This is a genomic window from Aeromonas sp. QDB20, from assembly GCF_027707805.1.
In the GTDB taxonomy this organism is placed as follows: Bacteria; Pseudomonadota; Gammaproteobacteria; order Enterobacterales; family Aeromonadaceae; genus Aeromonas; species Aeromonas dhakensis.
This window is the reverse complement of sequence record NZ_JAPCJC010000006.1, coordinates 192202-216829: the sequence shown is the minus strand read 5'-3', so window position 1 is coordinate 216829 and position 24628 is coordinate 192202. Positions and strand designations below refer to the sequence as shown.

Here is a 24628-nt window from a genome sequence, read left to right as displayed (position 1 = left end):
TATCCGCCGGTCAGTGCCAATCAGCCGCGCGGGCGAAACGGCGTCAGCTCGGCCAGCGGCGCCGCCGTGCTGAACTCCTGGATGGTCTCGGCGTGCTTGAAGATCTTGAAGCCTTCGCCGCGGGCGCTCCAGTACTCGATCTGCTCGCCACTGACCTGCAGCAGGCTCGCCTCGCGCAGGGCCACCACGTGCTCGCTCGGGTTGATGGCGCAGAACTCGGCCAGGCGCTCGTCGCGTGTCTCTCCCATGTGGCCGCTGATGCTGGCGTCCAGGTAGTGGGGGTTGATCTGCAGCGGGAACAGTCCCAGTGCCGGCAGCACGGCGGCGCTGCAGACCGGCATGTCATTGGTGGTGCGAATGCTCGGGGTCGCCACGTTGCAACCGGCGCTCCAGCCCACATAGGGCACGCCCCGCTCGCGCACGGCGCGCTGGATGGGCACCACCAGGCCGTTTTCGTGCAGCAGCTGGTTGAGGCGCCAGGTGTTGCCGCCGCTGATGAAGATGGCCTCCGCCTGCTGGATGGCGTCCACCGGATCGTCGAACTGGTGGATGCTGATGGCCTCCACTCCCAGGCTCTCGCTGAGCTCCAGGGCACGGGCATCCCAGTCGCTGCGGATCACCGCGTAGGGGATGAGCAGGATGCGCTTGACCTGTTTGCGGGCGAGCAGGGTTTGCACCCGATCCCGGGCCCATCCGAGCAGACCCGGGCATTCGGTGGCTTTGCCGTTGCTGAGAAGAAGCAGTTCCATGAAGCGTGTCCTCGATAAGTGAAAGCGCGAAGAGGTCACCGGCCCAGGCCGGGTGACGGAAGCCCCCATTCTAGCCCGATCCGGCGTCAGGTTCTGTGATCGACTCGCCATGTACCCTGATGAGACCGTTTTTTGACCAAAGAGAGGCCCGGCACTGGTGGTCCTGCGACAGGCGCCATGGTGCCGAGCGGGTGGCATATGGGCGCGATGAGGCTGCAGAGCAGAGGATATCCGGGGTCAGTGGCCTCTTTGAATTTCGTCGGAGGCCACAAAAGCACAAGGGGGCCCGCAGGCCCCCTTGGTCTGTCTGGCGTGATCAGTCGAGTTTGAAGTCGACCCACACCAGGCGGTGATCCGAGCTGACTCCCTTGGCGATGCCCAGCTTGGCGTCATACACCAGGTGATAGCCAGGCTCGAAGCTGGCCGGCCAGAACACGCCGGAGGCGACCGCGTTCAGATTGGCGGAGGGCAGCACGTGGTCGAGCTGCAGGCCGCTGCTGCTGGTGATGCGCTCCGGGGTGGGGCGGTTGTTGTTGCGCTTGCACTGATCCGGCTGGCTGGCGAGGCACTCGGGGCCGCCCTGGCTGACCGGGATCAGGGCGCCGTTGGTGACGGCCTGATTGACCAGCACATGGTTGTGCAGATCCTGAATGGCGGTGAGATCGCCATCGCCAATCTGGGGATCGGCGTTGAGATCGCCGGCGATGACGAACTTGGCACCCGCGGGCAGGCCACCGGCCTTGCCGGCGTCATCCACCATGTAGCTGGCGGTCTCCACGTAGTCCTGCCAGAAGGCGACTTCGGCCCGGTTGTGCTTGACGTTGTGGCGCGCCGCGTTGCCGAAGATGGGCGGAGTGGGGTGGGAGATGAGGAAGTGGATCACCTCCTCCTTGTTGCCGCGCTTGATGCGCACCGGCACGTCGGCGTGGTTCTTGGACGAGAGCGGGAAGGCCTGCCAGGCGGCGTCGTCATACCAAGCATCACCGCACTGGCGGCCGGCCGGGATCGGCGCCTTGGCATTGTTGCAGTCGTCGATGACGGGGTTTGTTTCGCCCGGCATGTCCTTCCACTTGAATTTCTGGAAGGTGCGGATCTGCTTGGTATCGATGGGGTACTGGGACATCACGGCGAAGGCGTATTGGCCGTGGTAGTTGCCAAAGCCCCAGGCGTCGTCCGGCCCGTTGTTGACCTTGCCGTCCAGGTTGAGGTCATGGCCGCTCATCAGGCCGGTGTTGGTGGCGAAGTTCTGCAGCACTGGGTAGCTGATGGCCTTCACCTCGTCGTGCTGGGCATGGGCCAGGTAGTTGTCGTTGAAGGCTTTGAGGTCCGTGGTGTCGCTGCCCTTGCCGTCATTGTCGAATTCGTTGAGCAGGAACACGTCCGGCCGGGTGCGCTGGATGATTTCGGCGATGTTGCGGATCTGCTGCACGTCGAGGGCCTTGGTCTTCTCGGCACCGTTCAAGGTGCCGTCGGCGAGGCGGGCCAGCAGGGCATCCTGCTCGGTGCGGCTCAGGGCCAGTTCACCGGCGAGCATGCCGGCGGCGGTGCGATCGAAGGAGAGATTGAAAGTAGCGAAGCGAACCATGGGGGTCGGGGTCTCGGAGTCATTATGGCTGTTACAGCCTGCCATCAATCCGAGGGAAATGGCAGCCGCGAGTAGGGACTTGCTGATATTTTTCATTGTAATATTCCGTAGCATCAATAAGTTATACCTTGCTCATGGGGAGCGAAGGCGGGCCCATTATAGGGATCCCGGTCGACAGCCGGGCTCTGAATGGGCCAAAGTGTGAGACCATTCACAGAGCAAAACGGGGAGGCGGGATGAGTCGGCGACAAACGGCCCTGGTGGTCGAGGGGGGCGCCATGCGCGGCATTTTTGCCGCCGGGGTGCTGGATGCGTTTCTGGCCAAGGGGCGCACGGCGTTCGATCACTGCATCGGGGTGTCGGCCGGTGCGGTCAACCTGGCGGCCTTTCTGGCCGGCCAGCAGGGGCGCAACCACAACGTCATCACCGACTACTCCTGCCGTCCCGAGTTCATCAACCTGGCCAAGTTCGTGCGTGGCGGCCACTGGCTCGATCTCGACTGGCTGTGGGCCATTACCATTCGCGAGTGCCGGCTCGATCTGGCGCGTTTTGCCGCCAACCCGGTGCCGCTGACCGTGGTGACCACCCGGGTAGCGGACGGCCAGGCCGCCTACCTCATGGCCAATGCCGCCGAGCTGGAGCAGCAGATCAAGGCCTCCTGCTCGGTGCCGCTGGTCTACCGGGATTTCGTGCGCATCGACGGGGAGGCCATGACGGACGGTGGGGTGGCCGACTCCATTCCGGTGCGCCACGCCTATGAGCAGGGGGCGCGCGACATCACAGTGGTGCTCTCCCGGCCGCTGGGTTATCGCAAGCGGGCGCCGCGCCTGCCAGCCCTGCATCGCTACCTGCTGCGCGAGACGCCGGCGCTGGCTCGCGCCAGCCTGTCGCGTCACCAAAGCTACAACGATGCCATCGACTTCATCCGCCAGCCGCCGGCGGATTGCCGCATCCGGGTCATAGTGCCGCCGGCAAACTTTCGGGTCGGCCGCATGACCACCGACCGGGCGAGGCTGGAGCAGGGTTACCGGATGGGCTGGCAGGCAGCCCTCGACTATCTGGCGGCGGAGCCGGTGCCGGCCTGAGGGGATTCGGTCGACCATAGGCAGTGTCGCTGGGACGAGATGCAAAGAACCGGGGCAACCCGGTTTTTTGTGTCTGCGCCATCCCGGAACCCGGCCATGGCGCATCGGCTTATTATGTGAATAAATAATTGCTTGCGATATTTTCGGCGAAATGGCCACTATTATTCCGTTGAGCCGCCATCATTATTAAGCGCTGCTAAATAATGGCTGAGTCAACTTGTGACCAAATAAAATAAAGGCTGGGGAACTTTTTGGGAAAAGGGTTTTTGGTAACCGCTTCAATATTAATTATTTTGTTTTTATTCATATAGATAAATGTGAATTGCTTATGCGGTAAAGATTATTAGCGCAGGGTTGAAGCTGTTTACATCAATGGCGAATTGATAGCCTGACTTTATCTCGGCTACTGTCCTCTCTCGATTCGTTTGGGTAGCAAACGGATACGCAAATAATAACAACAGAGACTGGACGCATTGATAAAGAGTCATCTTTATTGATTTTAATCCTGCCAAAGGAGCCGGAATAATGAGTGGTTTATCTTCCCATCAAATTGCCCAGAATATATTTGCCGAGCTGTTGCCCTATCGCCGCCGCTTCCCCGATCCCATCCTGGATCGGCAGCAGGAGGAGGCAGAGGTGGCCGCCATCCAGATCCCCCGTCTGCAAGACTTCATCGAGCGGGGCGAGACCATCCTCTGCGTGTTGCCCGCCTTTCCCACCAAGTCGCCCAATCCTAACAAGGTGCTGGGCTCTCTGCCGGACATGGCGGAGCGGCTCTCCCTCAGTTTTCTCAACCACCTCTGCCAGCGCATCCAGCTGCACTACGCGCCCGGCATGCGGATCCTCATCTGCTCGGACGGCCACGTGTTCGGTGACCTCATCCGGGTAGCGGATCCGGCCATCGACGCCTATCAGGCCCATATCGAGCAGCTGATCCTGGAGCTGGGGGCGACCCATCTCGGGGTCTTCCACCTGGGGATGGTGGCGGGCATGGCCGAGTTTTGCGCCAGCCGCGACTTCGACACCCTGCGCGAACAGCTGGTGGAGCGTTACGCCGAGCCGCTGGAACTGATTGCCCAGGAGGTGAGAAGCACCGAGGAGGGCATTCGCCTCTATCGCGCCATGACCCGCTTCCTCTATGAAGACAGCCAGCTGCCGGACACCCCGCTCTCCAACACGGCGCTGCAGCGGGATGCCAAGGGGCGCACTCATGCGGTGATCCAGCGCAGCCGCGCCTGGGGCAACCTGCTGGCGGAGCGCTTCCCCGAGGCGATCCGCCTCTCCATCCACCCCCAGGCGAGCCACAGCCTGAAGATGGGCATCCACATGCTGCCGACCCGGGATGACTGGCTCACCCCCTGGCACGGGGTGGCGGCCAACCTGGATGGCCAGTTCGTGCTGATGAAGCGGCGCGACGTGCTGGCGATGGAGCATGAGCTGGTCCACATCCACGGCCGTCCGAGCCACTACCTGATCAACGGCAAGCAGGCCGCCGCCTGAGGAGTTTCCCATGACTGCATCCATCGTTACCCTCGGCGGCGAGCGCTGCCGCATCCTGCCACAGGCCCCGTTCGGCCTGCTGATTGAACCGGCCCGCAACGGCCAGCCGGTGCAGAGCCTGGCTATCGAGGCGCTGCGCGAGCTGGCCCGCCGCCACGGCGTGCTGATCCTGCGCGGGTTCGAGTCGGGCTTCACCGATGCCGAGCGGCTGACCCGCTACGGCGAGGAGTGGGGCGAGATCATGATGTGGCCCTTCGGCGCCGTGCTGGACGTGAAGGAGCACGAAAACGCCACCGATCACATCTTCGACTCCAGCTATGTGCCGCTGCACTGGGACGGCATGTACAAGCCGACCCTGCCCGAGTTCCAGCTGTTTCACTGCGTGCACGCCCCGGCGGCGGACGAAGGGGGGCGCACCACCTTCATCAATACCCGCCAGCTGCTCACCGAGCTCGACGGCGAGCGGCTGGCCCGCTGGGAGCGGGTGCACATCACCTATCGCATCAAGCAGGTGGTGCACTACGGCGGCCAGGTGCGCTCGCCACTGCTGGTGCCCCACCCGGTGAGCGGCGAGACGGTGCTGCGCTACAACGAACCGCCGCGCGAGGGAGTGCGTTTTCTCAACCAGCATGCCCTCGACATCGAGGGGGTGGCGCCGGCCGAGCAGGCCGCTTTTCTGCAGGATCTGCACCAGCGGCTCTACGACCCGCGCTACTTCTATGCCCACCAGTGGCAAGGGGGAGACGTGGTGATCGCCGACAACCTCGGCCTGCTACACGGCCGCGAGGGGTTCACCGCCCGCTCCGCGCGCCACATCCAGCGGGTCCACATCCAGGCCAGCCCGGTCTGCCTCAACCCGGCGCTGGCGCCGCAAGGGGCGGCGTGATGGCGACCATTTTGCTGGCGGCCACCGCCACCCCGGGCCACGTCAATCCCATGCTGGCGGTGGCCCGTCTGCTGGTGGCGCAGGGGCATAGAGTGCTGATGCTGTGCGGCGCCCTGTTCGAGCAGCGCATCCGTGACACCGGCGCCGAGTTCGTGCCCTTCGCCCCCGAGGTGGACTTTGACTACCGGGCGCTGGAGCGGCACTTTCCCGAGCGGGCCAGCCTGAGCGGTACCGCCCAGATGGCGCTGGCGCTCAAGCGTTTCTTCGCCGCCCCCATGGCGCAGCACGACAGGCAGCTGCGGGCGCTGATCGCGGCGGAGGGGGTGGATCTGCTGCTGGTGGAGAACGGCTTCTACGGCGTGCTGCCCTTGCTGCAGCAGCCCCATGGCCGGCCGGTGCCGATCCTGATGCTGGGGGTGAACCCTGTCTCTTACTCGAGTCCGGACGCCATCTTCTACGGCCCACGCATTCCCCCCGAGCTGCGCCGCTCCCTTGGCGAGCTGCCCTGGCTCGATGAGCCGACCCGGCAACTGCAAAGAGAGGTGCAACAGCGCTTCGATGCCGCCCTGGCCGAGGCGGGGGCGCCACCGCTGACGGCCCCCTTCACCGACGTGATGGTGACGGCCCCCGATGCCTTCTTGCAGCTCTCCTGCGCCGGCTTTGAATACGAGCGGCCGGAGCTCGAGGGGGTGATCCGTTATGTCGGCTCACTGCAGCCACCCCGGCTTGAGCTGACGCCGCCGCCCTGGTGGGAGAGGCTCGATGAGCGGCCGTTGGTCATCGTCAGCCAGGGCACTCTGGCAAACGTGGATCTGGGGCAGTTACTGCTGCCGGCCATGCAGGGGCTGGCTGGTGACGAGCTGCAACTGCTGCTGACCACCGGCGGGCGGGATCCGGCGCTGCTGGGCTATGCCATCCCGGCCAATGCCATCGTCACCGACCACGTGCCGTTCGAGCTGGCGCTGCCTCGCGCCGCCGCCCTGGTGACCAATGGCGGCTACGGTTCGGTGCAGTCCGCGCTGGCCCACGGGGTGCCGCTGGTGGTGGCGGGCACCGGAGAGGACAAGGCGGAGGTGGCGACCCGGGTGGCCTGGAGCGGGGCCGGCATCAATCTGCACTGCAACGAGCCGACGGCGGCCATGGTGGCCACGGCGGTACGCAAGGTGGTTGGCGAGCCGCGCTACCGCGCCCGGGCGCGGCTGCTGGCCGAGGAGATGGCGGCGCTCGATGGCCGCGCCGCCATCGCCGCGAGCGTGGCGGATCTGCTCGGCGGACGACCTTGATACCGTGATGAAGGGGAGGCCAGGCGGCCTCCCTTTTTGTTCAGCTTCTGCTCAGTTTGTGGCTGCTAGCGTGGCCATCATGACAGCAGGCTGCGCCAGTGGCGCCGGATGCGCTTTTTCATGCAAAAAAGAGCGTTTTCGACGTTGAAATTTTGGCCGACTCAGGAAAGAATGCGCGCTCGGTAATCGACCGCGGACGCCACCTTTGCGCCCCGGCGCAACCGAGGATGACACGGCCTTCGGCCAACTTGGTACAGGAAACCACACAGGAATTTTATGAATCCCCTTCGCATTGCCGCTTCGGCTCTTTTATGTACGCTGGCACTGGCCGGCCAGCAGGCTGCCGCCGTTGAATACCAGCTGCCCGCCGCCAACAGCCGCCTGATCGGCGAGAACCAGGAATACGTGGTGCCCGCGGACAACCGTCCGCTGGAGCAGATCGCCTCTGACTTCCAGCTGGGTCTGACCAACATCATGGAAGCCAACCCGGGCGTCGACCCCTACCTGCCCAAGGCTGGCAGCAAGCTGATCATTCCCCATCAGCTGATCCTGCCCAACGCTCCCCGCGAAGGGATCGTCATCAACGTGGCCGAGATGCGTCTCTACTACTACCCGAAAGGCAAGAACGTGGTGCAGGTACTGCCCATCGGCATCGGCCAGCTGGGGGTCAACACCCCGGAGAACTGGATCACCAAGGTTGAGCGCAAGCGTGCCAACCCGACCTGGACCCCGACCGAGAACATCCGTCGCCGCTATGCCGCCCAGGGCAAGACCCTGCCTGCGGTCTGGCCGGCCGGCCCGGACAACCCCATGGGCCTGCACGCGCTCTACATCGGCAACCTGTACGCCATCCACGGCACCAACGCCACCTTCGGCATCGGCCTGCGGGTGAGCAGCGGCTGTGTGCGCCTGCGTGCCGACGACATCAAGTATCTGTTCGACCACGTGCCGGTCGGCACCCGCGTCCAGTTCGTCAACCAGCCGGTCAAGACCACGGTCGAGCCGGATGGCAGCCGCTACATGGAAGTACACGAGCCGCTGTCGCGCACCGAGGAGGAGTTCAACTCCACCGCCTCCGTGCCGCTGCCCATGACCCCGGCCACCACTCGCTTCATCGCCCACGCGGAGAGCGACTCCAACGTGGTCAAACAGGTGCTGGAACAGCGTACCGGCATGCCGACCCGTCTCAACCCGCAGGTCTGATGACCCGGGAGACTGGCTCATGCACAACGGCGACCATCAGGTCGCCGTTGTTGTTTCTGGGAGCCGCCGTCATCAGCCGGCCGGCGGGGCATAGAGGGCCAGCCAGTTGCCCTCGGTATCTTCGATGATGACCCGTGAGCCATGGCCGCTGCCGATGCTGTGCAGGGGCTCGAGCACCCGTCCGCCGATGCTGGGCACCAGCTGCTCGGCCTCCTGCAGGCGATCGCCCAGGGCGAGGTAGATGAGGGGGCCCGAGTGCCCCGGCTGGTGGTACTTGTCCATGGGACCGAGACAGGCCGCCGCGTTGTTGCCGTCGTGGCGCAGCATGGCGAAGCGGATCTCCTCCTGTATCGGCGTGACCGGCACGTCGAGCAGGGCCGAGTAGAAGGCCATGGCGCGATCCAGATCCCGTGTCGGAATGTCGGCCCAGACCAGGGTATTGTCCATCTTGGTGATCTCCTGCATGTGCCGGCCGATGCGACCGGCGGCTCTGTTCCTTGCTGACGGCCTCTCGCGGCAGGTCGTAGACAGCTTCCTAGAGGTTAGGAGCGGCCCATGAGGAGCGCCAGAGCTAAAAAAGCGGCGCCTGATGGCGCCGCTTTCGGGTGGGAATCTGGGGGCTTTTCCCCACGATATACAGTTAGTTGCCTGCAATGCTCAGCCCGCCGAAGCGGATAAGCGGCGCGTAGAAGCTCTTGCCATCGTCGTGGTGCAGCAGGTTGCCGACCGCTTCCAGCTCACCCAGCAGGCGGTAGAAGTTGCCCGCCACCGTGATGCCGCGTACCGGGGCCACCCGCACGCCGTCCCGGCACAGGAAGCCGGAGGCGCCGAACGAGAAGTCGCCGCTCACCGCATCGGCGCCGGAGTGCAGGCCGTCCAGCTTGACCAGCTCCAGATACTCGCCGGCTTGCGCCTCGGCCTCGCTGTGGGGGCCGAGCCCGAACACCAGGTGGCGCGGACTGACATCCAGCGCACTGCGGGCGCTGCGGGCCGCCGAGCCGTTGCTGGCCACATCGAAGTAGCGGGCGGTGGCGCTGTTGTGCAGCAGGGTCTTGAGCTCCCCTTCGCCGATCAGCAGCAGATCCCGGGTGGCGGCACCCTCGCCATCGAAGGCCTTGATGTGCATGCCGCCCGGCATATAGGCCCGGCTCTCCAGGGTGAGCCAGCGGGAAGCCACGCTTTGGCCCAGCTTGCCCCGCCAAGGATTGATCCCCTGCTGGGCCCACTTGCCCGACAGCGCTGCCTGGAAGCAGCCGAACAGGCTGGCCAGGGCATTGGTGTCGAAGATGGCGCTGTAGTGACCGCTCGGCACCGCGTCTCCCGCCAGCAGGCCGTCGGCCACGGCGTGGATCTGCTGGATGAGGGTCTGGCTGTCCAGCGCATCGAAGCGGCGCTCATACTGCCCCTGGGAGAACATTGACTGACGGCCGTCGCGCTCGATGAGGGCGGAGCTGTAGCAGCCGACGCTGAATGCCTGATGCTGGCAGAGGCTGCCCTGGGTGTTGGCGAGCCACAGCCGGCCCTCTCCCTCGAAGAAGCTGTTGTAGGGGGCGCCGGTCACGTCCGGCAGCGCCAGCATCTCCGACTCGAGGCGCAGGGCCAGGGCAATCTTCTCCTCCACTGGGGTGGTGTCGGGCTGATTGATCTCGGCGCAGTCGGTAATGAGCCGGCTCTGCTGCACGGCGATGGTCTGATCCGGGTCCACCTTGGCGAAGCGGCTGGCATCCAGCGCATCCTGCACCATGGCGGCCAGCGCCGACTCGTCGAGAGACTCCGAATAGGCGATGCCGACCCGGCCCTCTTTTATCAGCCGAATACCGATCTGTTGGCTGCTGGTGACCTTGTATTCGCTGAGCTCTCCCTTGTCGGCCTTGAGAGAGAAGGCCTTGTCCTGGTTGGCGATGACGTCCGCCTCGGCACCGAGGTCGGCGACCTGGTCCAGCAGGCGGGCAAGCAGTTGGTTCATGTCGAGTTGGCTCATCAGGCGTTCCCTCCGACCAGGATATTGTCAACCTTGAGCGGCGGCTGGCCGACCGAGGCGGGAATGGAGCCGGAGACCGAGCCGCACATGCCGGCGGAGAGGGCCAGATCGCGCCCCACCATGGAGATCTCCTTCAATACCTGCGGGCCTGTGCCGATCAGGGTGGCCGACTTGAGGGGCCGGGTGATCTTGCCGTGCTCGATGAGGTAGGCCTCCTGCACGTTGAAGTTGAACTCGCCGGTGCCGGGTTGCACCGAGCCGCCCCCCATCCGCTTGGCATAGATGCCGTGCTCCACTGTCGCCAGCATCTCGTCCAGGCTGTGATTGCCCGGCTCGATATAGGTGTTGCGCATGCGCGAGGCCGGCGCGAACTTGTAGGATTCACGGCGCCCGGAGCCGGTACGGGCGTAGCCGGTGCGAAGGGCCCCCATCCGGTCCACCAGGAAGCCGGTGAGCACGCCATCCTTGATGAGCTGGGTGTGCTGGGTCGCCATTCCCTCGTCATCGACGTTGATGGAGCCCCAGGCGTTGCCCTGCAAGCCTTCATCCACCGCGCTGACCGCCGGATTGGCGATGAGCTGGCCCATCTTGTCGTGGAACACCGAGGCCTTCTTGGCCACCGAGGTGGTCTCCAGCAGGTGGCCGCACGCCTCGTGGAAGATGACGCCACCAAAGCCGTTCTCCATGATGACCGGCAGCTTGCCGCTCGGGCAGGGAGCCGCCCCCAGCTTCACCAGCGCCTGGCGGGTGGCGGTGAGGGCCAGCTCGCGGGGATCGATACTGGCGGCGTGCTCCCAGCCCATCATGGCGCCGGGGGCTTCATAACCGACGCTCTGCTCGCTGCCAAGGGCGGCGATGGTCTGGGCCATGATGCGGTTGTAGTGGCGGCGATCGCTCACCTGCACCCCTTCGCTGTTGAAGATCTCCACCTCCTGCTCCCAGCCCAGCACGTTGCCGGCAAACTGGCTCACCTTGTCGCTCTCGGCGCGGGCCGCGGCATCCATGGCGTGCAGGTAGGCGATCTTCTGCTCCAGCAGCTTGTCGGCCGACAGGGGCAGGGCGATCGGGTTGCGATCGTTCAGGCGGGTGAAATCGAAGGCGGTGGCGGTGACCACGGGGTCACGCCTGTCCTTGGCCGCCAGCAGGGTGACGATGCGCAAGAGTTCGTTGCGATCGGCCAGGTTGGTGTAGCCGTAGAGCACCTTGTGGCCGTAGCACAGGCGCACGCCGATGCCGAAATCGAGGCCGCCGCTGATATTTTCTATCTGGCTTGAGAGCAGGCTGAGCTGGCTGCGGCGCTTGCGCTCCACAAACAGCTCGGCGAAGTCGGCGCCCAGCGCCAGCGCGTGATCGAGCACGTCGCGGGCGATGGCGGGGGCCAACAGGGAGAATGGGGTCATAGAATGTCCTTTTCTGGTCTGTCCGTTTGCTTCCGACACCCGGCTGTGATTGTTATGGGGTGTCGCTTCCATTGTTGCAGACCAGCATAAAAAAGTCGCTATAGCGTCATGCGATGATACCGATTGAGAAAATCGGTGCGATTTATGCGCCCGGTGGTCCGAAACCTGAGGCGGCAGGCGGGGAAGTGTCGCAGCTGACGTCTGTTCAAGGGGCCAGTCACAAGGCCTTTTTCGACATGCCGTGCGGGAAGCGGGCGATGGCTGGGGGCCATCGCCACTGCTGTCAGAAAACCCGGCGTCACAGCAGTTCGTGGATCTCGCTCAAAATCTGGTCGACCCACTGTTCGATGCGCGATTCGGTCTGGTCGTACTGATTGGCGTCGTCGAGGGCCAGGCCAACGAAGTGACGACCATCGTCGATGAGCGCCTTGGAGGCGTCGAACTCGTACCCCTCGTTGGGCCAGTAGCCCACCAGCTTGACCCCCTTGGGCACCAGCTGATCGTGCAGCATGCCGAGAGCATCCTGGAACCATTCGCCATAGCCCAGCTGATCGCCGAGGCCAAACAGGGCGATGATGCGCCCCTCCAGATGCAGGTCGGCAATGTCTTCCCAGCGGGATTCCCAGTCCTCCTGCAGCTCGCCGAAGTCCCAGGTGGAGATGCCCAGGATCAGGATGTCGTACTCCTGCATGCGGATGAGGGGCACGTCCTTGATGTTGTGGAGATCGACCAGCTCCGGGCCAATGAGGGTGCGGATCTTCTCGGCGGCCATCTCGGTGTAGCAGGTGGTAGAGCCGTAAAACAAACCTATCTTCATCGCTCTTCTCTTGATCGCAGTAGGCAAGGGGCGTGACCGGCACAGCGGCGCCCGGGGTGGGCGCCAGTCTAGCAGATTGCCCGGCGCGCTTCACTTCTTGCCGGGCCATGGACAAGCCTGCCTTGCGGGCCGGGTGGGTCGACACGTTACAATGGGGGCCTGTTTCCCTGAGCGCGGCGTACCATGAGCAAAGCTGAATCCCATCCCCTGATCGAGCCGTTTCTCGACGCCCTCTGGCTGGAGCGGGGCCTCTCCGACAATACGGTCAGCTCCTATCGCAGCGATCTGGAAAAATTCTCCCTCTGGCTCGACGAGCAGGGGGGCTCCCTGTTGCTGGCCGGGCTGGACGACATCCAGCACTACCTCGCCTGGCGGGTGGACCAGCAGTTCGCGGCCAGCAGCACGGCCCGCTTCCTGTCGGCCCTGCGCCGCTTCTACCAGTATCTCAACCGCGAGAAGCTGCGCAGCGACGATCCCACCGTGCTGCTGGAGGGGCCCAAACTGCCCAAGAAGCTGCCATCGGATCTCAGCGAAGCCGAGGTGGAGGCGCTGCTGCAAGCGCCGCAGGTGGATGACCCGCTGGAGCTGCGCGACAAGGCGATGCTCGAGCTGCTCTACGCTACCGGACTGCGGGTCTCCGAGCTGGTGGGGCTGACCGCCGAGCATGTCAGCCTGCGCCAGGGGCTGGTGCGGGTGGTGGGCAAGGGCAACAAGGAGCGGCTGGTTCCCATGGGGGAGGAGGCGGTGCACTGGCTGGAGCGCTATTACCGTGAGGGTCGCGGCCTGCTGCTGGGGGGCACCAGCTCGGACGTGGTGTTCCCCTCCAAGCGGGCCCAGATGATGACCCGCCAGACCTTCTGGCACCGCATCAAGCTCTATGCCCTGCGGGCCGGCATCAGCGGGGAGCTATCTCCCCACACCCTGCGCCACGCCTTCGCCACCCACCTGCTCAACCACGGCGCCGACCTGCGGGTGGTGCAGATGCTGCTGGGCCACGCGGATCTCTCCACCACCCAGATCTACACCCACGTGGCCAACGAGCGGCTCAAGGCACTGCACGGCCAGCACCACCCGCGCGCCTAGGCCAGACAGAGGCGATCTTTCCCCTCCTGCTTGGCGCGATAGAGGGCGGCATCCGCCCGGGCCAGCACCTCGGCGGGCGGGGCATCCAGCGCCTCGGCCAGCCCACCGCTGAAGGTGACGGTCAAGCCCGGTTCGCGCCAGTTCTGCGTGGCCATGGCCCGGCGCCACTGATCCATCTGCTGCTGTGCCTCCTTAAGCCGCCCCTGCTCGAAGATGGCGACCAGCTCCTCGCCGCCAAAGCGGCAGAGGGTGGCCTTGCCCTCCAGCAACTGGCTGCCCAGGGAGGCGGTGCGTCTGAGCACGCTGTCGCCGGCGGGGTGGCCATGGCGGTCGTTGATCAGCTTGAAGTTGTCGATGTCGATGATGGCCAGCACATAGGGGGTATGTTGCTGGTGCAGCTCGCTCAGCAGGGTGTCCATGTAGCGGCGGTTGTAGAGCCCGGTCAGGGCATCGCGCTGGGCCTTCTCGCTCTCCGCCTGCATCTGGTCCGAAATCAGGGTGATCTCGTCCTCCAGCTCCTCGATGCCCGGAATGCGGGGGATGATGAGGGGCTGTCCCGGCGGGGTGACCCGCAGCTGGCGCACCACCTGCACCAGCATGCCGATGGTGTTCTCCAGCCGCTGATGGAAGATGACGGCCACCAGGATGAACATGACCAGCGACAGCAACAGCCCCATCATCATGTTGGGCAGCAGCTCCCTGATGACGAAGGAGTTGCTGAAGGGGTAGATGATGATGACCTGCCAGCCGGGGTTGTTGGCCAGGGTGTAGTAGGCGATGAGTTCGTCATCCTGGCTCTGGATCGCGCCATTTTTCCCCTGAAGCCGGGATAACCAGGGCTCGTCGAGCGGGGTGGCGTTCAGCAGCGGGTTGCTGTGCGCCACGATGCGCTGATACCTGCGATCGTAGAGCTGGTAAGTCATCTGCTTGCCGCCCTGCAGCATGCGCCCGATCCGGTCCGAGACTCGCGACAGCTCGACGTCCAGGCCAATCACGGCCACTATCTTGCCGCTGTGGTTCAAGACCGCCCGCGACAGGGTCACCACCGGAATGTGCTGGACGGTGTCGAGATAGGGGGCACTCCAGATATTGATCCCCGGCGTATGGATGGCATCCAGATACCATGCTTGTTTGGCCATTGCCTGGGGGGAAGGGGGGAGCTGGTGGTTGAAGTTGACCAGGGTATTGTCCCGCTGCACATAGTAGAGCCCCTTCAGCAGGCTGCCCGAGCGGCTGAGCTGCTGCCACACCGAGTAGTGCCGCGCCCGCATTTCTGGCGGGAGCACGCCGTCATGGTTGGCGAGATCCACCGCCAGAATATTGAGTTGCTCTTCGACCGAGCTCAGCGCGTTGTCCCATTGCTGGGCCGTACTGCTGCTGAAAAACTCCATGCGCTCGCGTACTACGTTCTGTTGTTTGATGAAAAACAGATAGAGGTTGCTGGCTGTCATCAATAGCAGGGGCAGGGAGAGCAACAGCAAATAGCGCAGAATGAAACCATGTTTCGCTCTGGTCTTCACTGTCGGGGATGTCATGGCGATGATTCCTGTAGGTTTACATTCATTCAAGCATGATGTGCGTGGGATGGGGGCGGATGCAGATCAGGGTCTGGGTGATGCCAAGTGTAAAGTGTTCCGTTGCTGATGTAGCTAAAAAACCGCCCGAAGGCGGTTTTTTTCCAGTACACGACAGGAGCTGGCGCTTATTTTCCCTGTTGGGATTTGAGCAGATCGCGGATCTCGGTCAGCAGCTCCTGATCCTTGGTGGGGCCGGCCGGTGCCGCAGCTTCCTCTTCCTGCTTCTTCTTCAGGGTGTTGATGGCCTTGAGCCCCATGAAGATGGCGAAGGAGATGATCAGGAAGTCGATGATGGTCTGGATGAACTTGCCGTAGGCGATGACCACGGCCGGCGCACTGCCCTCGGCGGCCTTCAGGGTCACGGCGAGGTCGCTGAAGTCCACGCCCCCCAGGATCAGGCCGATGGGCGGCATGATCACGTCACCGACGAAGGAGGAGACGATCTTGCCGAAGGCGGCCCCGATGATGATACCGACCGCCATGTCGATGACGTTGCCTCTGGATGCAAAGGCCTTGAACTCTTGAATCAGACTCATTTTCCCCTCCAAAAATGGGCTAGCAGCGGCCTGGACCGCCCTGGTGTTTGAATAATAAAGCATCAGGAAAACAGAGGATGACCGTCGTGTTTCCTGTCGTCCCGGTTAGCTTGCTGGGGCTTTGCCCGATTGGCAACCTGTCAGATCGGGATTTTTTTGCGACCCTTCTATTAACCAATCAGTAATTAAGCAGTTGAGGCGAGCATATTTGCTGAGTAACCTTGTGAGTCCATTCGTTCATGCCAAGTGAGTAAAAAAGTGCACTATTTACTGCTGGGAATGATGCTGCTGGGCTCTTTTGCCGTCAGCGCGGGGATGGATCCCCAACTGTTGAAACAGACCATAGAGCGGCGGCTCGGGGTACAGGTCTACCTGGTGGACGAGACGCCGGTCTCCGGCCTCTATCTGCTGGGCACGGCGCAGGGGCCCCTCTATACCGATGCCAGGGGCGACCATGTGCTGCTGGGCACCATGCTGGATCTGGCCCACGACATGAAGAACCTCACCATGCTGGGCCAGCGTCAACAGCGGCAGCTGGCCCTGGCCCAGATCGGCGAGCGGCGGATGCAGCTCAAGGCCGTGCCCGAGCGCCACCGCCTCACCCTGTTTACCGATCTCGCCTGCCGCGGCTGTCGCACCACCCTGGATGAGCTGTCCGCCTTGCAGGCGAGGGGGGTGAGCGTGCAGCTGCTGCCGGTGCTTGGCCCCTTTGCCGATCTGGCCGAGGCGCAGGCGCGCTGGTGCGATCCCGGGCTGCTGCGCGAACTCGACCTCAGTGATCGTTTGCCTGAGAGCGGCTGTAATGAGATCCTTGCCCATCATATCGGCCTGAGCCAGTGGCTCGGGATCAAGGCACTGCCGAGCTGGGTCCTGCCAAATGGCGACCTGCTGCGCGGTTATCAGAGCCCTGAACAACTGCTCAAGATACTGGATCACATCGATGCCCCTGCTAATCCGTCGTCGTCCGCGCGTGGATGATTCCCATCTGCCCGCCACCCTTCATCCCTTGCTGCGGCAAATCTTCGCCAGCCGTGGAGTCGAAGACCCTGCCCTGCTGGAGCGCAGCGCCAATCAGCTGCTGCCACCCCAGCGCCTGTTCGGCATGGCGCAGGCAGTGCCCCTGCTGGCCGAGGCGCTGACGGCGCAAAAGCGCATTCTCATCGTCGGCGACTTCGATTGTGACGGTGCCACCAGCTCGGCCCTGTGTGTGCTGGCCCTGCGCGCCATGGGTGGCCGCCACATCGATTTTCTGGTGCCCAACCGCTTCGAGTTCGGGTATGGCCTCACCCCCGAGATCGTCGAGCTGGCGGTGGCCCGCGGCGCCGAGTTCCTCATCACGGTGGACAACGGCATCTCCAGCATCGCCGGGGTGGCGGCAGCCAAGGCGGCCGGCATGCAGGTACTGGTTACCGATCACCATTTGCCGGGCCAGGAGCTGCCTGACGCCGACGCGATAGTGAACCCCAACCAGCATGGCTGCGACTTTCCCTCCAAGTCGCTGGCCGGGGTCGGGGTCGCCTTCTATCTGATGGCGGCCCTCAACACCCATCTGCGCCAGAGCGGCTGGTATGAGCGCCAAGGGCTGCGCGCCCCCAACGTGGCGGATTACCTGGATCTGGTGGCCCTTGGCACCGTGGCCGACGTGGTGGCGCTCGATGGCAACAACCGCATCCTGGTCCATCAGGGCCTGCAGCGGATCCGGGCCGGCCGCTGCCGCCCCGGCATCCAGGCGCTGGTGGACGTGTCTGGCCGCGACGGTCGTCGCCTGTGCGCCGCCGATCTCGGCTTTGCGCTGGGGCCGCGCCTCAACGCGGTGGGCCGGCTCGACGACATGTCCCTCGGGGTCGCCTGCCTGCTGAGTGACGACCTCAACCTGGCGCGCCAGCTCGCCTCCGAAATGGACAGCCTCAACCAGGAGCGCAAGGAGATCGAGCAGGGGATGCAGCAGGAGGCGCTGGCCACCCTGGAGCAGATCCGTTTTCGTGATGGCGAGGTGCCCTCCGGTATCGTGCTGCACCGGGACGAGTGGCATCAGGGGGTGGTGGGGCTGGTGGCCTCCAAGGTGAAGGAGAAGTACTACCGCCCGGTCATCGCGTTTGCCGAGAGCAGCGAGACCGAGCTCAAGGGCTCCGGGCGCTCCATCCCCGGGGTGCACCTGCGCGATGCGCTGGAACTGCTCGATACCCGTCACCCCGGCCTGATGGGCAAGTTTGGCGGCCACGCCATGGCGGCCGGGCTGACCCTGCCCAAGGCTAATATCGAGGCCTTCGGGCGGGCGTTCGAGGCGGTCATCGGCGAGCTGGTGACCCCTGAGCTCTTGACCGGGGTGCTGCTCACCGACGGCGAACTGCTGCCGGACGAGCTCACCCTCGAGCTGGCGGAACTTATTCGTGCCTCCGGCCCCTGGGGTCAGGCCTTCCCCGAGCCGCTCTTCGACGGCGAGTTCGTGCTGGTGCAGCAGCGGCTGGTGGGGGAGAAGCACCTCAAGATGATGCTGACCACGGATTCCGGCCACGCGGTGGATGCCATCGCCTTCGGGGTCGACTTGCAGCGCTGGCCCGATGCCTCGGTCAAACGGGTGCGGCTGGTCTATCGGCTCGATGTCAACGAGTGGCGCGGCAACCGCAGCGTGCAGCTGCTGGTGGAGCATCTGGAAGCCGCCGGCCTCTGATCCGTGAGTCTCTCTTGCTGCCGATGACGGCCACCTCAGGGTGGCCGTTTTTTATGGTGTTAACCCGGATTTTGCCGTTGACCCGTCTATTGCTTCACAGTTTAAGCTTCCCTTCATCGGGTCACGGACCCCACTGCGAGTCGCTGTCATGAAAATATCCGAACTGGCCAGGCGCTGCGGCCTGGCCCGCTCCACCCTGCTTTATTACGAGAAGCTGGGGGTGATTGTGGGAACGAGGGGCGCCAACGGTTATCGCCACTACGACGATGAAGATCTGCAGCGGTTGCGGATGGTACAGGCCCTGCAGGCCGGCGGGCTCAGCCTCAAGCAGTGCCTCGATTGCCTGGCGGGCGAGCTGGAGCAGGCAACGCTGCAGACCCGGGTCAAGGAGCTGGATGAAGAGCTGGCGCGGATGCAACGCGCCAGGGATCTGCTGGCGGATCTCGCCGGTTTGCGTGTGCACTCCGGCGACGAGTTCAAGGCCTGGCAGTTGCAACTGCAGCATCAAGCCCCGCAGGCCTACTTCGACTGGGTGATGAAGCAGGGATTCAGTGAAAAGGAGCGTTATCACCTGCAGTGGCTGAGCAAAGACATGAACGAGCATGATCGCTACATCCAGGATTTTAAACAGTTGCTGGATGGCATGAGCTATTGGGGACCGGGAGATCGCACCTTCACCCAGCAGCAGTTTGCCGCGCTGCCTATTCAACCGCGCCGGATCCTCGACATGGGCTGCGGGCGCGGCGCCGCCACAATGGCGCTGGCACAGGTGACGGATGCCGCCATCGTGGCCATCGATCTCGACGAGGAGGCGCTGGCCGCTGTGGCCAGATCGGCCAGCGCGGCTGGCTTTGAGCAGGTCACCACCCTGTGCGCCAACATGGCGGCGCTGCCGGTGGAGCTGGCCCCCGCCGACCTTATCTGGGCCGAAGGGAGCGCCTACACCATAGGGGTGGCCAATGCGCTCAAAGCCTGGCGGGCGCACCTTGCCGGCCCTGATGCCTGCATCGTGCTGAGCGACCTGGTGTGGCTGATAGACACGCCGCCAGAGGAGGCGCTGGCGTTCTGGCAACGGGATTATCCCGCCATGCAGACCCTGGCTGGCCTGCTCAAGACGGTGCAGGAGGCGGGGTATCGCTGCCTGTGGCACACCCAGTTGCCGCAAAGGGCCTGGCACAACTATCTGGATCCCATCGAGCGCAATCTGGCGCGCCATCGCGCCGAGCTGGGGGATAGCCCAGCCTGGCAGGATCTGAGCCGGGAAGTGGCCATCCACCGCCAATACCTGGGCAGCTACGGCTATGTGATCTGCTGCCTGCAGGCAGTCTGATCAGGCCATCCATTGAAAGAGAGCAAGCGGAGAAAACCTTATGAACATCCTCATTCGACCCGAAACGGGCGCCGATCATGACGCCATTGAAGCGGTGACCGTGGCCGCATTCCTCAAGGCCCCCCATACCGATCACAACGAGCAGCTGATCGTGCGCGACCTGCGCCAGGCCGGGGCACTCAGCCTGTCGCTGGTGGCGGAGCAGGCGGGGCGAGTGGTCGGCCACCTCTGCTTCTCGCCGGTGACCATCAGCGATGGCAGCCCGCACTGGTATGGCCTTGGCCCCATTTCCGTCTCCCCCGAGCTGCACGGCAAGGGACTGGGTTCACGGCTGATGGAGGCGGGTCTGGCCGAGCTCAAGGGGATGGGGGCGGCAGGTTGCGTGGTGCTGGGGGATCCCGGCTTCTACGGTCGTTTCGGCTTCGTGTCCGAGCCGGGGTTGACGCTGCCCGGCGTGCCGGCCGAGTACTTCATGGCCCGCTCGTTCGGCGCTGCCATGCCCAGTGGTGAAGTGCGCTACCATCAGGCCTTTGAGCAGGGGTGAGTCCTCACCATGAGAGCAGGCGTCATGGCGCTTGCTATCATGGTGGTTTTTAATTGCTGGATTTTTTGATAATCAGGGTTTTTAGCATCGATTAAAGCTGATTTACCATATGGTAAATTCAATAAATCTAGGAATTGTGATAAATTCGCCCCTCTTGTTCCTCTTTGTTTGAACCGGATGCATCCCTTGCTGCCCCTTGGCCGACTGTCGACCTGGTCGATGGCCCTCGCCATCGCCTGCCTTCTCTGGCTTGCCGCCTCTGCCGCGGCAGGGGTCGTTGCAACCCCGGGGCCGGCAAAGGGAGGGCAGGAGGGCTCGATGCAGCTGCACGAGCCGGCCCAGCGGGGGCTGCTCGACAGCGCCAGCCTGCCGCCAGCCTCCCAGTGGCGCCTCGGCTTCGAGCAGGGGCGACGACTGGAAGGGGCCGCTCATGCCGAGCTCTACCAGATGCTGCTGGCCTGGTTCCAGCACGAGATCCTCGGCCTGCTCAGCGGCCTGCTGTTCTTCCTGCCCCTCATCTACCTCAGGCAGCTGGCCGACCACTTCGGCTATCTGCATCGGCGGCTGCGATGCTGCCACCATCTGCAATTTCGGTTCTGCCACAGCGACTAGAGGCCGGCTGCACGCCACGCGCCCGTTCGATCCGATCCTGATCCCAGCCACAGAGTACTGCCTGCGGGCCAGGCTCCGATCCGGCGCCTCTTGCACCGCCTTCGTGCCCGCTTGCGCGCAGGGAGGCGCTCCCGTTCGTACCCGTTGTGAGCCGACCCGATGGACTATTACGTAAACCTCTTCATTCAATCGATCTTTGTGGAAAACCTGGCGCTGGCCTTCTTCCTTGGCATGTGCACCTTCCTGGCCGTTTCCAAGAACATCAACACCGCCTTCGGCCTTGGCCTGACGGTGCTGGTGGTCATGGTGATCGCCATCCCTCTCAACAACTTGATCTACCGCCATATCCTGCGCCCGGAGAGTACCTTTCTCGGCGAGTTTGATCTGAGCTTTCTCGATTTCATCGTCTACATCGGGGTGCTGGCGGCGCTGGTGCAGGTGATGGAAATGGTGTTGGACAAGCACTTTCCGGCGCTTTATCACGCGCTCGGCATCTATCTGCCGCTGCTGACGGTGCACTGCGCCATCTTCGGCGGGGTGATGTTCATGGCGCAGCGGGACTACGACTTCATCGAATCCGTGGTGTATGGAGCGGGCTCAGGCCTGGGCTGGCTGCTGGCCATCGTCGCCATCGCCGGCCTGCGCCAGAAGATGAAGTATGCGGATGTGCCTGAGGGGTTGAGGGGGATTGGCATCACCTTCATCGTGGCCGGGCTGATGTCGCTTGGCTTCATGTCCTTCTCCGGCATGTCGTTCTAGCCGGGTCGAAAACAACAACGGCCACCCTGGTGGCCGTTGTTGTCTGCCTCAGCCCTCCGCCAGCATGGCGAGCAGCCGGTCACGCACCAGCGGCAGGGTCAGAAAGCCGTCCCGGTCGAGGAAGTGGCCACCATGCTCCAGGCTGTAGAGCGGCGCAGCCAGCCGCTCGCTCAGGTGCTGGCTGTAGGGATAGGGCACGATGGCATCATCCCGGGAGGCGATCACCACCCGGCGGGGTGCCAGCGCCATGATACGGGCCGGGTCATAGTCCGGGGTCATGAAGGGATCCAGCTCCGGCAGGGTGTGCAGCGGCTGATCGAAACCGGACACCAGCAGGATCCCCCCCACCTGGCTGCCGGCGGGCAGCCGGTCGAGCTGGCGCAGTATGGTGATGCAGCCGAGGCTGTGGCCGAGCAGAAAGGTGCGCTCGTCGTGATCCCGCACCAGGCTGTCTATGGCCGCGTCCCAGGTGGCGGGCTTTGGGTGGTGGGGGTCAGGCATGGCCAGCACCTCGACCCGGACATCCCGGGCCTCGAGCTCGGCCTTGAGCCAGGGAAACCAGTGAGCGTCGGGGGAGGCGGTATAACCGTGCACGATGAAGAGGCGGGTTTGAGACATGGCGAATCCTGGGCGGTTGACGATAACGGCGCCACATCATAACAGCGACCAAGGCCCCTCGACATGCCCGTTTCGGGGGCGCCAACCAGCAGGATGTGCTTTGCGACTTGCATAAAAAAGAGCGCCACAAGGCGCTCTTTTGCTGTCGGTGGGCAGAGGCTTATTTGACCTCTTCCCCCTTGGCCTGCAGATCCGCGTGGTAGGAGGATCGCACGAAGGGACCGCAGGCGGCGTGGCTGAAGCCGAGCTCCATGGCCACATCTTTGAGCTCATCGAACTCTGCGGGCGGCACGTAGCGCTTCACCGGCAGGTGGTGGCGGCTCGGCTGCAGGTACTGACCCAGGGTCAGCATGTTGACGCCGTGCTCGCGCAGGTCCTTGAGCACCTGGACTATCTCTTCATTGGTTTCGCCCAGACCCATCATGACGCCGGATTTGGTCGGCACATGGGGGTGCATCTCCTTGATGCGGCGCAGCAGCTCCAGCGACCACTTGTAGTCGGCACCCGGGCGGGCGACCCGGTACATGCGCGGGGCGGTTTCCAGGTTGTGGTTGAAGACGTCAGGCGGGGTCTCGCGGAACACCTCCAGTGCCTGCTCCATCCGGCCACGGAAGTCCGGGGTCAGGATCTCGATGCGGGTCTGCGGGCTGTGCTCGCGGATCTGCTTGATGCAGTCGGCGAAGTGCTGGGCACCGCCGTCGCGCAGATCGTCGCGGTCCACCGAGGTGATCACCACGTATTTCAGCCCCATCTCCTTGATGGTCAGCGCCAGCTTCTTCGGCTCTTCCGGGTCGAGCGCCAGCGGGCGGCCGTGGGCCACGTCGCAGAAGGGGCAACGACGGGTGCAGATGGCGCCCATGATCATGAAGGTGGCGGTGCCATGGTTGAAGCACTCAGCCAGGTTGGGGCAGGAGGCTTCTTCACACACCGAGTGCAGCTTGTTCTTGCGCAGGGTGCTCTTGATGTGCTCGATCTTCTGGCTCGACGGTGGCAGCTTGATCCGCATCCAGTCAGGCTTGCGCAGCACTTCCTCGTTGGGATCCGGCATGAATTTCACCGGGATCAGGGCCATCTTGTCGCCATCGCGCAGCTTGACGCCCGGCTCCATACGAACGGGTTTGCTCATGATTCACTCTCGGTGTTTGTTATTGTTTGATAACCAATCAGGCGGGCCAGTTCGGCCACCAGGATGGATTGCGCCTCGGCCACGCTCTGCGGGCCGCCCAGGGCGCTGGTCTGGGTCATGGCCATGCCCGCATAGCCGCACGGGTTGATGCGCAGGAAGGGGGTCATGTCCATGTTGATGTTGAGGGCCAGCCCGTGGAACGAGCACCCCTTGCGAATGCGCAGGCCAAGGGAGGCCAGTTTGGCCTCCATGCCGAGCTCGTTCTTCACGTAGACCCCGGGGGCATCGGCCTTGGCATAGGCGCTGATGTCGCTGTTGGCCAGGGTGTTGATGATGGCGGTCTCCAGGCAGGTCACCAGCTCGCGCACCGTCAGCTTGCTGCGGCGCACGTCCACCAGCACGTAAAGCACCAGCTGGCCCGGGCCGTGATAGGTCACCTGACCGCCGCGATCGCTCTGCACCACCGGGATGTCGCCGGGGGCGAGCAGGTGTTCGGCCTTGCCGGCCTGCCCCTGGGTGTAGACGGGGTCATGCTCCACCACCCAGAACTCGTCCGGGGTGTCGGGGGTGCGGCTGTCGGTGAAGGCCTTCATGGCATCCCATACCGGCTGGTAGGGACGACGGCCCAGCTGTCTCACCAGCAGCTGGCTGGTGGACTGTGATGACTCGGCGGGAGTTTGGGGTGACATCTTTCCTCACTGACAGGCGCTTGGGTCGGCCGGCACGGCGCTGGTCGCCGGCGGCAAATAATCAGTCGCCCCGGTGGCGGGGCGAAAGAGGCGACTTACAGGACGTAGCGAACCAGTTCTATGTTGCCGAGGGCGGTATACATGGCTTCGATATGTTCCTTGCTCTGGGCAGTCACAGTGACCCGGACCGAGTGATAGTTGCCCTTGGAGCTGGGCTGGACGGTCGGGCTGTAGGTGCCGGGGGCGTGCTGCTGCAGCACTTCCACCACCATGTCCGGCAGGGCCGGGTCGGCAACGCCGAGCACCTTGAACGGGAACTTGCAGGGGAACTCCAGCAGTTCATCAAACTTGGTATTCATTTACTCACCTTTTGCGGTCGTCGCGAGACGACTTTCTTGCTTGTGGCTAATGGCCGTTGGCCCCTCGGGGCCGCCATGCCCCCGTCTGTGCGGGGCAATGCTCAAGTGTATATGGGCATTGCCCGGGCCGGGATCAAGGCCGGACCGGCAGACAAGGGATGGAGGTGCTGCTTTTTACCACAAATCGTCAGTCGGCGGAACCTGCAGTTTACAGGGTTATTGACTGGCCCGACCC

General features: G+C 63.9%; 24 protein-coding genes. 12 read left to right on the top strand and 12 right to left on the bottom strand.

Annotated elements, in window-relative coordinates; all coding sequences use genetic code 11:
• Window positions 1–20: 20 nt before the first annotated feature.
• A complete protein-coding gene (pepE, locus tag PG897_RS10145; RefSeq protein ID WP_019839529.1) occupies window positions 21–749 on the bottom strand; it encodes a dipeptidase PepE in 729 nt (242 codons plus the stop codon).
• A gap of 316 nt (window positions 750–1065) precedes the next feature.
• Entirely contained in the window at window positions 1066–2430 is a 1365-nt protein-coding gene (locus tag PG897_RS10140) for an endonuclease/exonuclease/phosphatase family protein (protein ID WP_201881989.1), read from the bottom strand.
• 140 nt (window positions 2431–2570) lie between these two features.
• Between PG897_RS10140 and PG897_RS10135 the strand changes: the two genes are divergently transcribed.
• From PG897_RS10135 to PG897_RS10115, 5 genes are all read left to right on the top strand, one after another.
• The gene (locus PG897_RS10135; protein ID WP_043170246.1) at window positions 2571–3419 is read left to right on the top strand and encodes a patatin-like phospholipase family protein; all 849 of its coding nucleotides are present in this window, start codon (window positions 2571–2573) and stop codon (window positions 3417–3419) included.
• A 525-nt stretch (window positions 3420–3944) separates the two neighbouring features.
• Entirely contained in the window at window positions 3945–4919 is a 975-nt protein-coding gene (locus PG897_RS10130; protein ID WP_042006910.1) for an L-tyrosine/L-tryptophan isonitrile synthase family protein, read from the top strand.
• A 10-nt stretch (window positions 4920–4929) separates the two neighbouring features.
• Complete coding sequence (locus PG897_RS10125; protein ID WP_043170239.1) at window positions 4930–5805, top strand: TauD/TfdA dioxygenase family protein; 876 nt, start codon at window positions 4930–4932, stop codon at window positions 5803–5805.
• On the top strand, window positions 5805–7088 hold the full coding sequence (locus PG897_RS10120) for a nucleotide disphospho-sugar-binding domain-containing protein (RefSeq protein ID WP_270828976.1): 1284 nt from the start codon (window positions 5805–5807) through the stop codon (window positions 7086–7088). The genes PG897_RS10125 and PG897_RS10120 overlap by 1 nt, the downstream gene beginning before the upstream one ends.
• Before the next feature lie 276 nt (window positions 7089–7364).
• The gene (locus tag PG897_RS10115; protein WP_043170235.1) at window positions 7365–8291 is read left to right on the top strand and encodes a L,D-transpeptidase family protein; all 927 of its coding nucleotides are present in this window, start codon (window positions 7365–7367) and stop codon (window positions 8289–8291) included.
• Between the two features lie 72 nt (window positions 8292–8363).
• On the opposite strand, the gene PG897_RS10110 is transcribed toward PG897_RS10115, so the two are convergent.
• The 4 genes from PG897_RS10110 to fldB all read right to left on the bottom strand — a co-directional run bounded on the left by PG897_RS10110 (window position 8364) and on the right by fldB (window position 12489).
• Window positions 8364–8756, bottom strand: coding sequence for a VOC family protein (locus tag PG897_RS10110; protein ID WP_043170234.1), 393 nt, complete (start codon window positions 8754–8756; stop codon window positions 8364–8366).
• Between the two features lie 175 nt (window positions 8757–8931).
• The gene (locus tag PG897_RS10105) at window positions 8932–10272 is read right to left on the bottom strand and encodes a TldD/PmbA family protein (RefSeq protein WP_043170232.1); all 1341 of its coding nucleotides are present in this window, start codon (window positions 10270–10272) and stop codon (window positions 8932–8934) included.
• Window positions 10272–11672, bottom strand: a complete 1401-nt coding sequence (locus tag PG897_RS10100; RefSeq protein ID WP_201881623.1) for a TldD/PmbA family protein — start codon at window positions 11670–11672, stop codon at window positions 10272–10274. The genes PG897_RS10105 and PG897_RS10100 overlap by 1 nt, the downstream gene beginning before the upstream one ends.
• A gap of 298 nt (window positions 11673–11970) precedes the next feature.
• The gene (fldB, locus tag PG897_RS10095) at window positions 11971–12489 is read right to left on the bottom strand and encodes a flavodoxin FldB (RefSeq protein WP_005298196.1); all 519 of its coding nucleotides are present in this window, start codon (window positions 12487–12489) and stop codon (window positions 11971–11973) included.
• Window positions 12490–12672: 183 nt separating this feature from the next.
• On the opposite strand from fldB, the gene xerD reads away from it, so the two are divergent.
• On the top strand, window positions 12673–13572 hold the full coding sequence (gene xerD / locus PG897_RS10090; RefSeq protein ID WP_201881624.1) for a site-specific tyrosine recombinase XerD: 900 nt from the start codon (window positions 12673–12675) through the stop codon (window positions 13570–13572).
• Here the strand turns inward: xerD and PG897_RS10085 are convergent.
• Complete coding sequence (locus PG897_RS10085; protein WP_043170226.1) at window positions 13569–15107, bottom strand: sensor domain-containing diguanylate cyclase; 1539 nt, start codon at window positions 15105–15107, stop codon at window positions 13569–13571. The genes xerD and PG897_RS10085 overlap by 4 nt on opposite strands.
• Before the next feature lie 167 nt (window positions 15108–15274).
• Window positions 15275–15685 (bottom strand): large-conductance mechanosensitive channel protein MscL, encoded by a 411-nt coding sequence (gene mscL / locus PG897_RS10080; RefSeq protein WP_005298202.1) that lies wholly within the window; start codon window positions 15683–15685, stop codon window positions 15275–15277.
• A 258-nt stretch (window positions 15686–15943) separates the two neighbouring features.
• Between mscL and PG897_RS10075 the strand changes: the two genes are divergently transcribed.
• The 6 genes from PG897_RS10075 (at window position 15944) to nqrE (ending at window position 21601) form a co-directional block, all read left to right on the top strand.
• A complete protein-coding gene (locus tag PG897_RS10075) occupies window positions 15944–16663 on the top strand; it encodes a disulfide isomerase DsbC N-terminal domain-containing protein (RefSeq protein WP_043170224.1) in 720 nt (239 codons plus the stop codon).
• Window positions 16626–18356, top strand: a complete 1731-nt coding sequence (recJ, locus tag PG897_RS10070) for a single-stranded-DNA-specific exonuclease RecJ (RefSeq protein ID WP_017780678.1) — start codon at window positions 16626–16628, stop codon at window positions 18354–18356. Before PG897_RS10075 ends, recJ begins: the two co-directional genes overlap by 38 nt.
• A gap of 148 nt (window positions 18357–18504) precedes the next feature.
• A complete protein-coding gene (locus tag PG897_RS10065; protein WP_043170222.1) occupies window positions 18505–19686 on the top strand; it encodes a MerR family transcriptional regulator in 1182 nt (393 codons plus the stop codon).
• A gap of 40 nt (window positions 19687–19726) precedes the next feature.
• Window positions 19727–20230 (top strand): GNAT family N-acetyltransferase, encoded by a 504-nt coding sequence (locus PG897_RS10060; RefSeq protein WP_005298211.1) that lies wholly within the window; start codon window positions 19727–19729, stop codon window positions 20228–20230.
• A 318-nt stretch (window positions 20231–20548) separates the two neighbouring features.
• Window positions 20549–20842, top strand: coding sequence for a hypothetical protein (locus PG897_RS10055; RefSeq protein ID WP_080760831.1), 294 nt, complete (start codon window positions 20549–20551; stop codon window positions 20840–20842).
• Window positions 20843–21001: 159 nt separating this feature from the next.
• Window positions 21002–21601 carry an NADH:ubiquinone reductase (Na(+)-transporting) subunit E gene (gene nqrE, locus PG897_RS10050; RefSeq protein ID WP_043170220.1) on the top strand — a complete coding sequence of 200 codons (600 nt, stop codon included), beginning with the start codon at window positions 21002–21004 and terminating at the stop codon, window positions 21599–21601.
• Between the two features lie 48 nt (window positions 21602–21649).
• On the opposite strand, the gene PG897_RS10045 is transcribed toward nqrE, so the two are convergent.
• The 4 genes from PG897_RS10045 to ybeD all read right to left on the bottom strand — a co-directional run bounded on the left by PG897_RS10045 (window position 21650) and on the right by ybeD (window position 24393).
• Complete coding sequence (locus tag PG897_RS10045) at window positions 21650–22219, bottom strand: RBBP9/YdeN family alpha/beta hydrolase (protein ID WP_126881279.1); 570 nt, start codon at window positions 22217–22219, stop codon at window positions 21650–21652.
• A 160-nt stretch (window positions 22220–22379) separates the two neighbouring features.
• Window positions 22380–23345: a lipoyl synthase gene (lipA, locus tag PG897_RS10040; RefSeq protein WP_005298218.1), complete on the bottom strand. Its 966-nt coding sequence runs from the start codon at window positions 23343–23345 to the stop codon at window positions 22380–22382.
• On the bottom strand, window positions 23342–24034 hold the full coding sequence (gene lipB / locus PG897_RS10035; protein ID WP_010633147.1) for a lipoyl(octanoyl) transferase LipB: 693 nt from the start codon (window positions 24032–24034) through the stop codon (window positions 23342–23344). The genes lipA and lipB overlap by 4 nt, the downstream gene beginning before the upstream one ends.
• Window positions 24035–24129: 95 nt before the next feature.
• The gene (gene ybeD / locus PG897_RS10030) at window positions 24130–24393 is read right to left on the bottom strand and encodes a DUF493 family protein YbeD (protein WP_005298227.1); all 264 of its coding nucleotides are present in this window, start codon (window positions 24391–24393) and stop codon (window positions 24130–24132) included.
• Window positions 24394–24628 lie beyond the last annotated feature (235 nt).

Coding starts and splice junctions, on each gene's coding strand:
- pepE (WP_019839529.1), bottom strand. CDS start 749: ATGGAACTGCTTCTTCTCAGCAACGGCAAAGCCACCGAATGCCCGGGT.
- PG897_RS10140 (WP_201881989.1), bottom strand. CDS start 2,430: ATGAAAAATATCAGCAAGTCCCTACTCGCGGCTGCCATTTCCCTCGGA.
- PG897_RS10135 (WP_043170246.1), top strand. CDS start 2,571: ATGAGTCGGCGACAAACGGCCCTGGTGGTCGAGGGGGGCGCCATGCGC.
- PG897_RS10130 (WP_042006910.1), top strand. CDS start 3,945: ATGAGTGGTTTATCTTCCCATCAAATTGCCCAGAATATATTTGCCGAG.
- PG897_RS10125 (WP_043170239.1), top strand. CDS start 4,930: ATGACTGCATCCATCGTTACCCTCGGCGGCGAGCGCTGCCGCATCCTG.
- PG897_RS10120 (WP_270828976.1), top strand. CDS start 5,805: ATGGCGACCATTTTGCTGGCGGCCACCGCCACCCCGGGCCACGTCAAT.
- PG897_RS10115 (WP_043170235.1), top strand. CDS start 7,365: ATGAATCCCCTTCGCATTGCCGCTTCGGCTCTTTTATGTACGCTGGCA.
- PG897_RS10110 (WP_043170234.1), bottom strand. CDS start 8,756: ATGCAGGAGATCACCAAGATGGACAATACCCTGGTCTGGGCCGACATT.
- PG897_RS10105 (WP_043170232.1), bottom strand. CDS start 10,272: ATGAGCCAACTCGACATGAACCAACTGCTTGCCCGCCTGCTGGACCAG.
- PG897_RS10100 (WP_201881623.1), bottom strand. CDS start 11,672: ATGACCCCATTCTCCCTGTTGGCCCCCGCCATCGCCCGCGACGTGCTC.
- fldB (WP_005298196.1), bottom strand. CDS start 12,489: ATGAAGATAGGTTTGTTTTACGGCTCTACCACCTGCTACACCGAGATG.
- xerD (WP_201881624.1), top strand. CDS start 12,673: ATGAGCAAAGCTGAATCCCATCCCCTGATCGAGCCGTTTCTCGACGCC.
- PG897_RS10085 (WP_043170226.1), bottom strand. CDS start 15,107: ATGACATCCCCGACAGTGAAGACCAGAGCGAAACATGGTTTCATTCTG.
- mscL (WP_005298202.1), bottom strand. CDS start 15,685: ATGAGTCTGATTCAAGAGTTCAAGGCCTTTGCATCCAGAGGCAACGTC.
- recJ (WP_017780678.1), top strand. CDS start 16,626: ATGCCCCTGCTAATCCGTCGTCGTCCGCGCGTGGATGATTCCCATCTG.
- PG897_RS10065 (WP_043170222.1), top strand. CDS start 18,505: ATGAAAATATCCGAACTGGCCAGGCGCTGCGGCCTGGCCCGCTCCACC.
- PG897_RS10060 (WP_005298211.1), top strand. CDS start 19,727: ATGAACATCCTCATTCGACCCGAAACGGGCGCCGATCATGACGCCATT.
- PG897_RS10055 (WP_080760831.1), top strand. CDS start 20,549: ATGCAGCTGCACGAGCCGGCCCAGCGGGGGCTGCTCGACAGCGCCAGC.
- nqrE (WP_043170220.1), top strand. CDS start 21,002: ATGGACTATTACGTAAACCTCTTCATTCAATCGATCTTTGTGGAAAAC.
- PG897_RS10045 (WP_126881279.1), bottom strand. CDS start 22,219: ATGTCTCAAACCCGCCTCTTCATCGTGCACGGTTATACCGCCTCCCCC.
- lipA (WP_005298218.1), bottom strand. CDS start 23,345: ATGAGCAAACCCGTTCGTATGGAGCCGGGCGTCAAGCTGCGCGATGGC.
- lipB (WP_010633147.1), bottom strand. CDS start 24,034: ATGTCACCCCAAACTCCCGCCGAGTCATCACAGTCCACCAGCCAGCTG.
- ybeD (WP_005298227.1), bottom strand. CDS start 24,393: ATGAATACCAAGTTTGATGAACTGCTGGAGTTCCCCTGCAAGTTCCCG.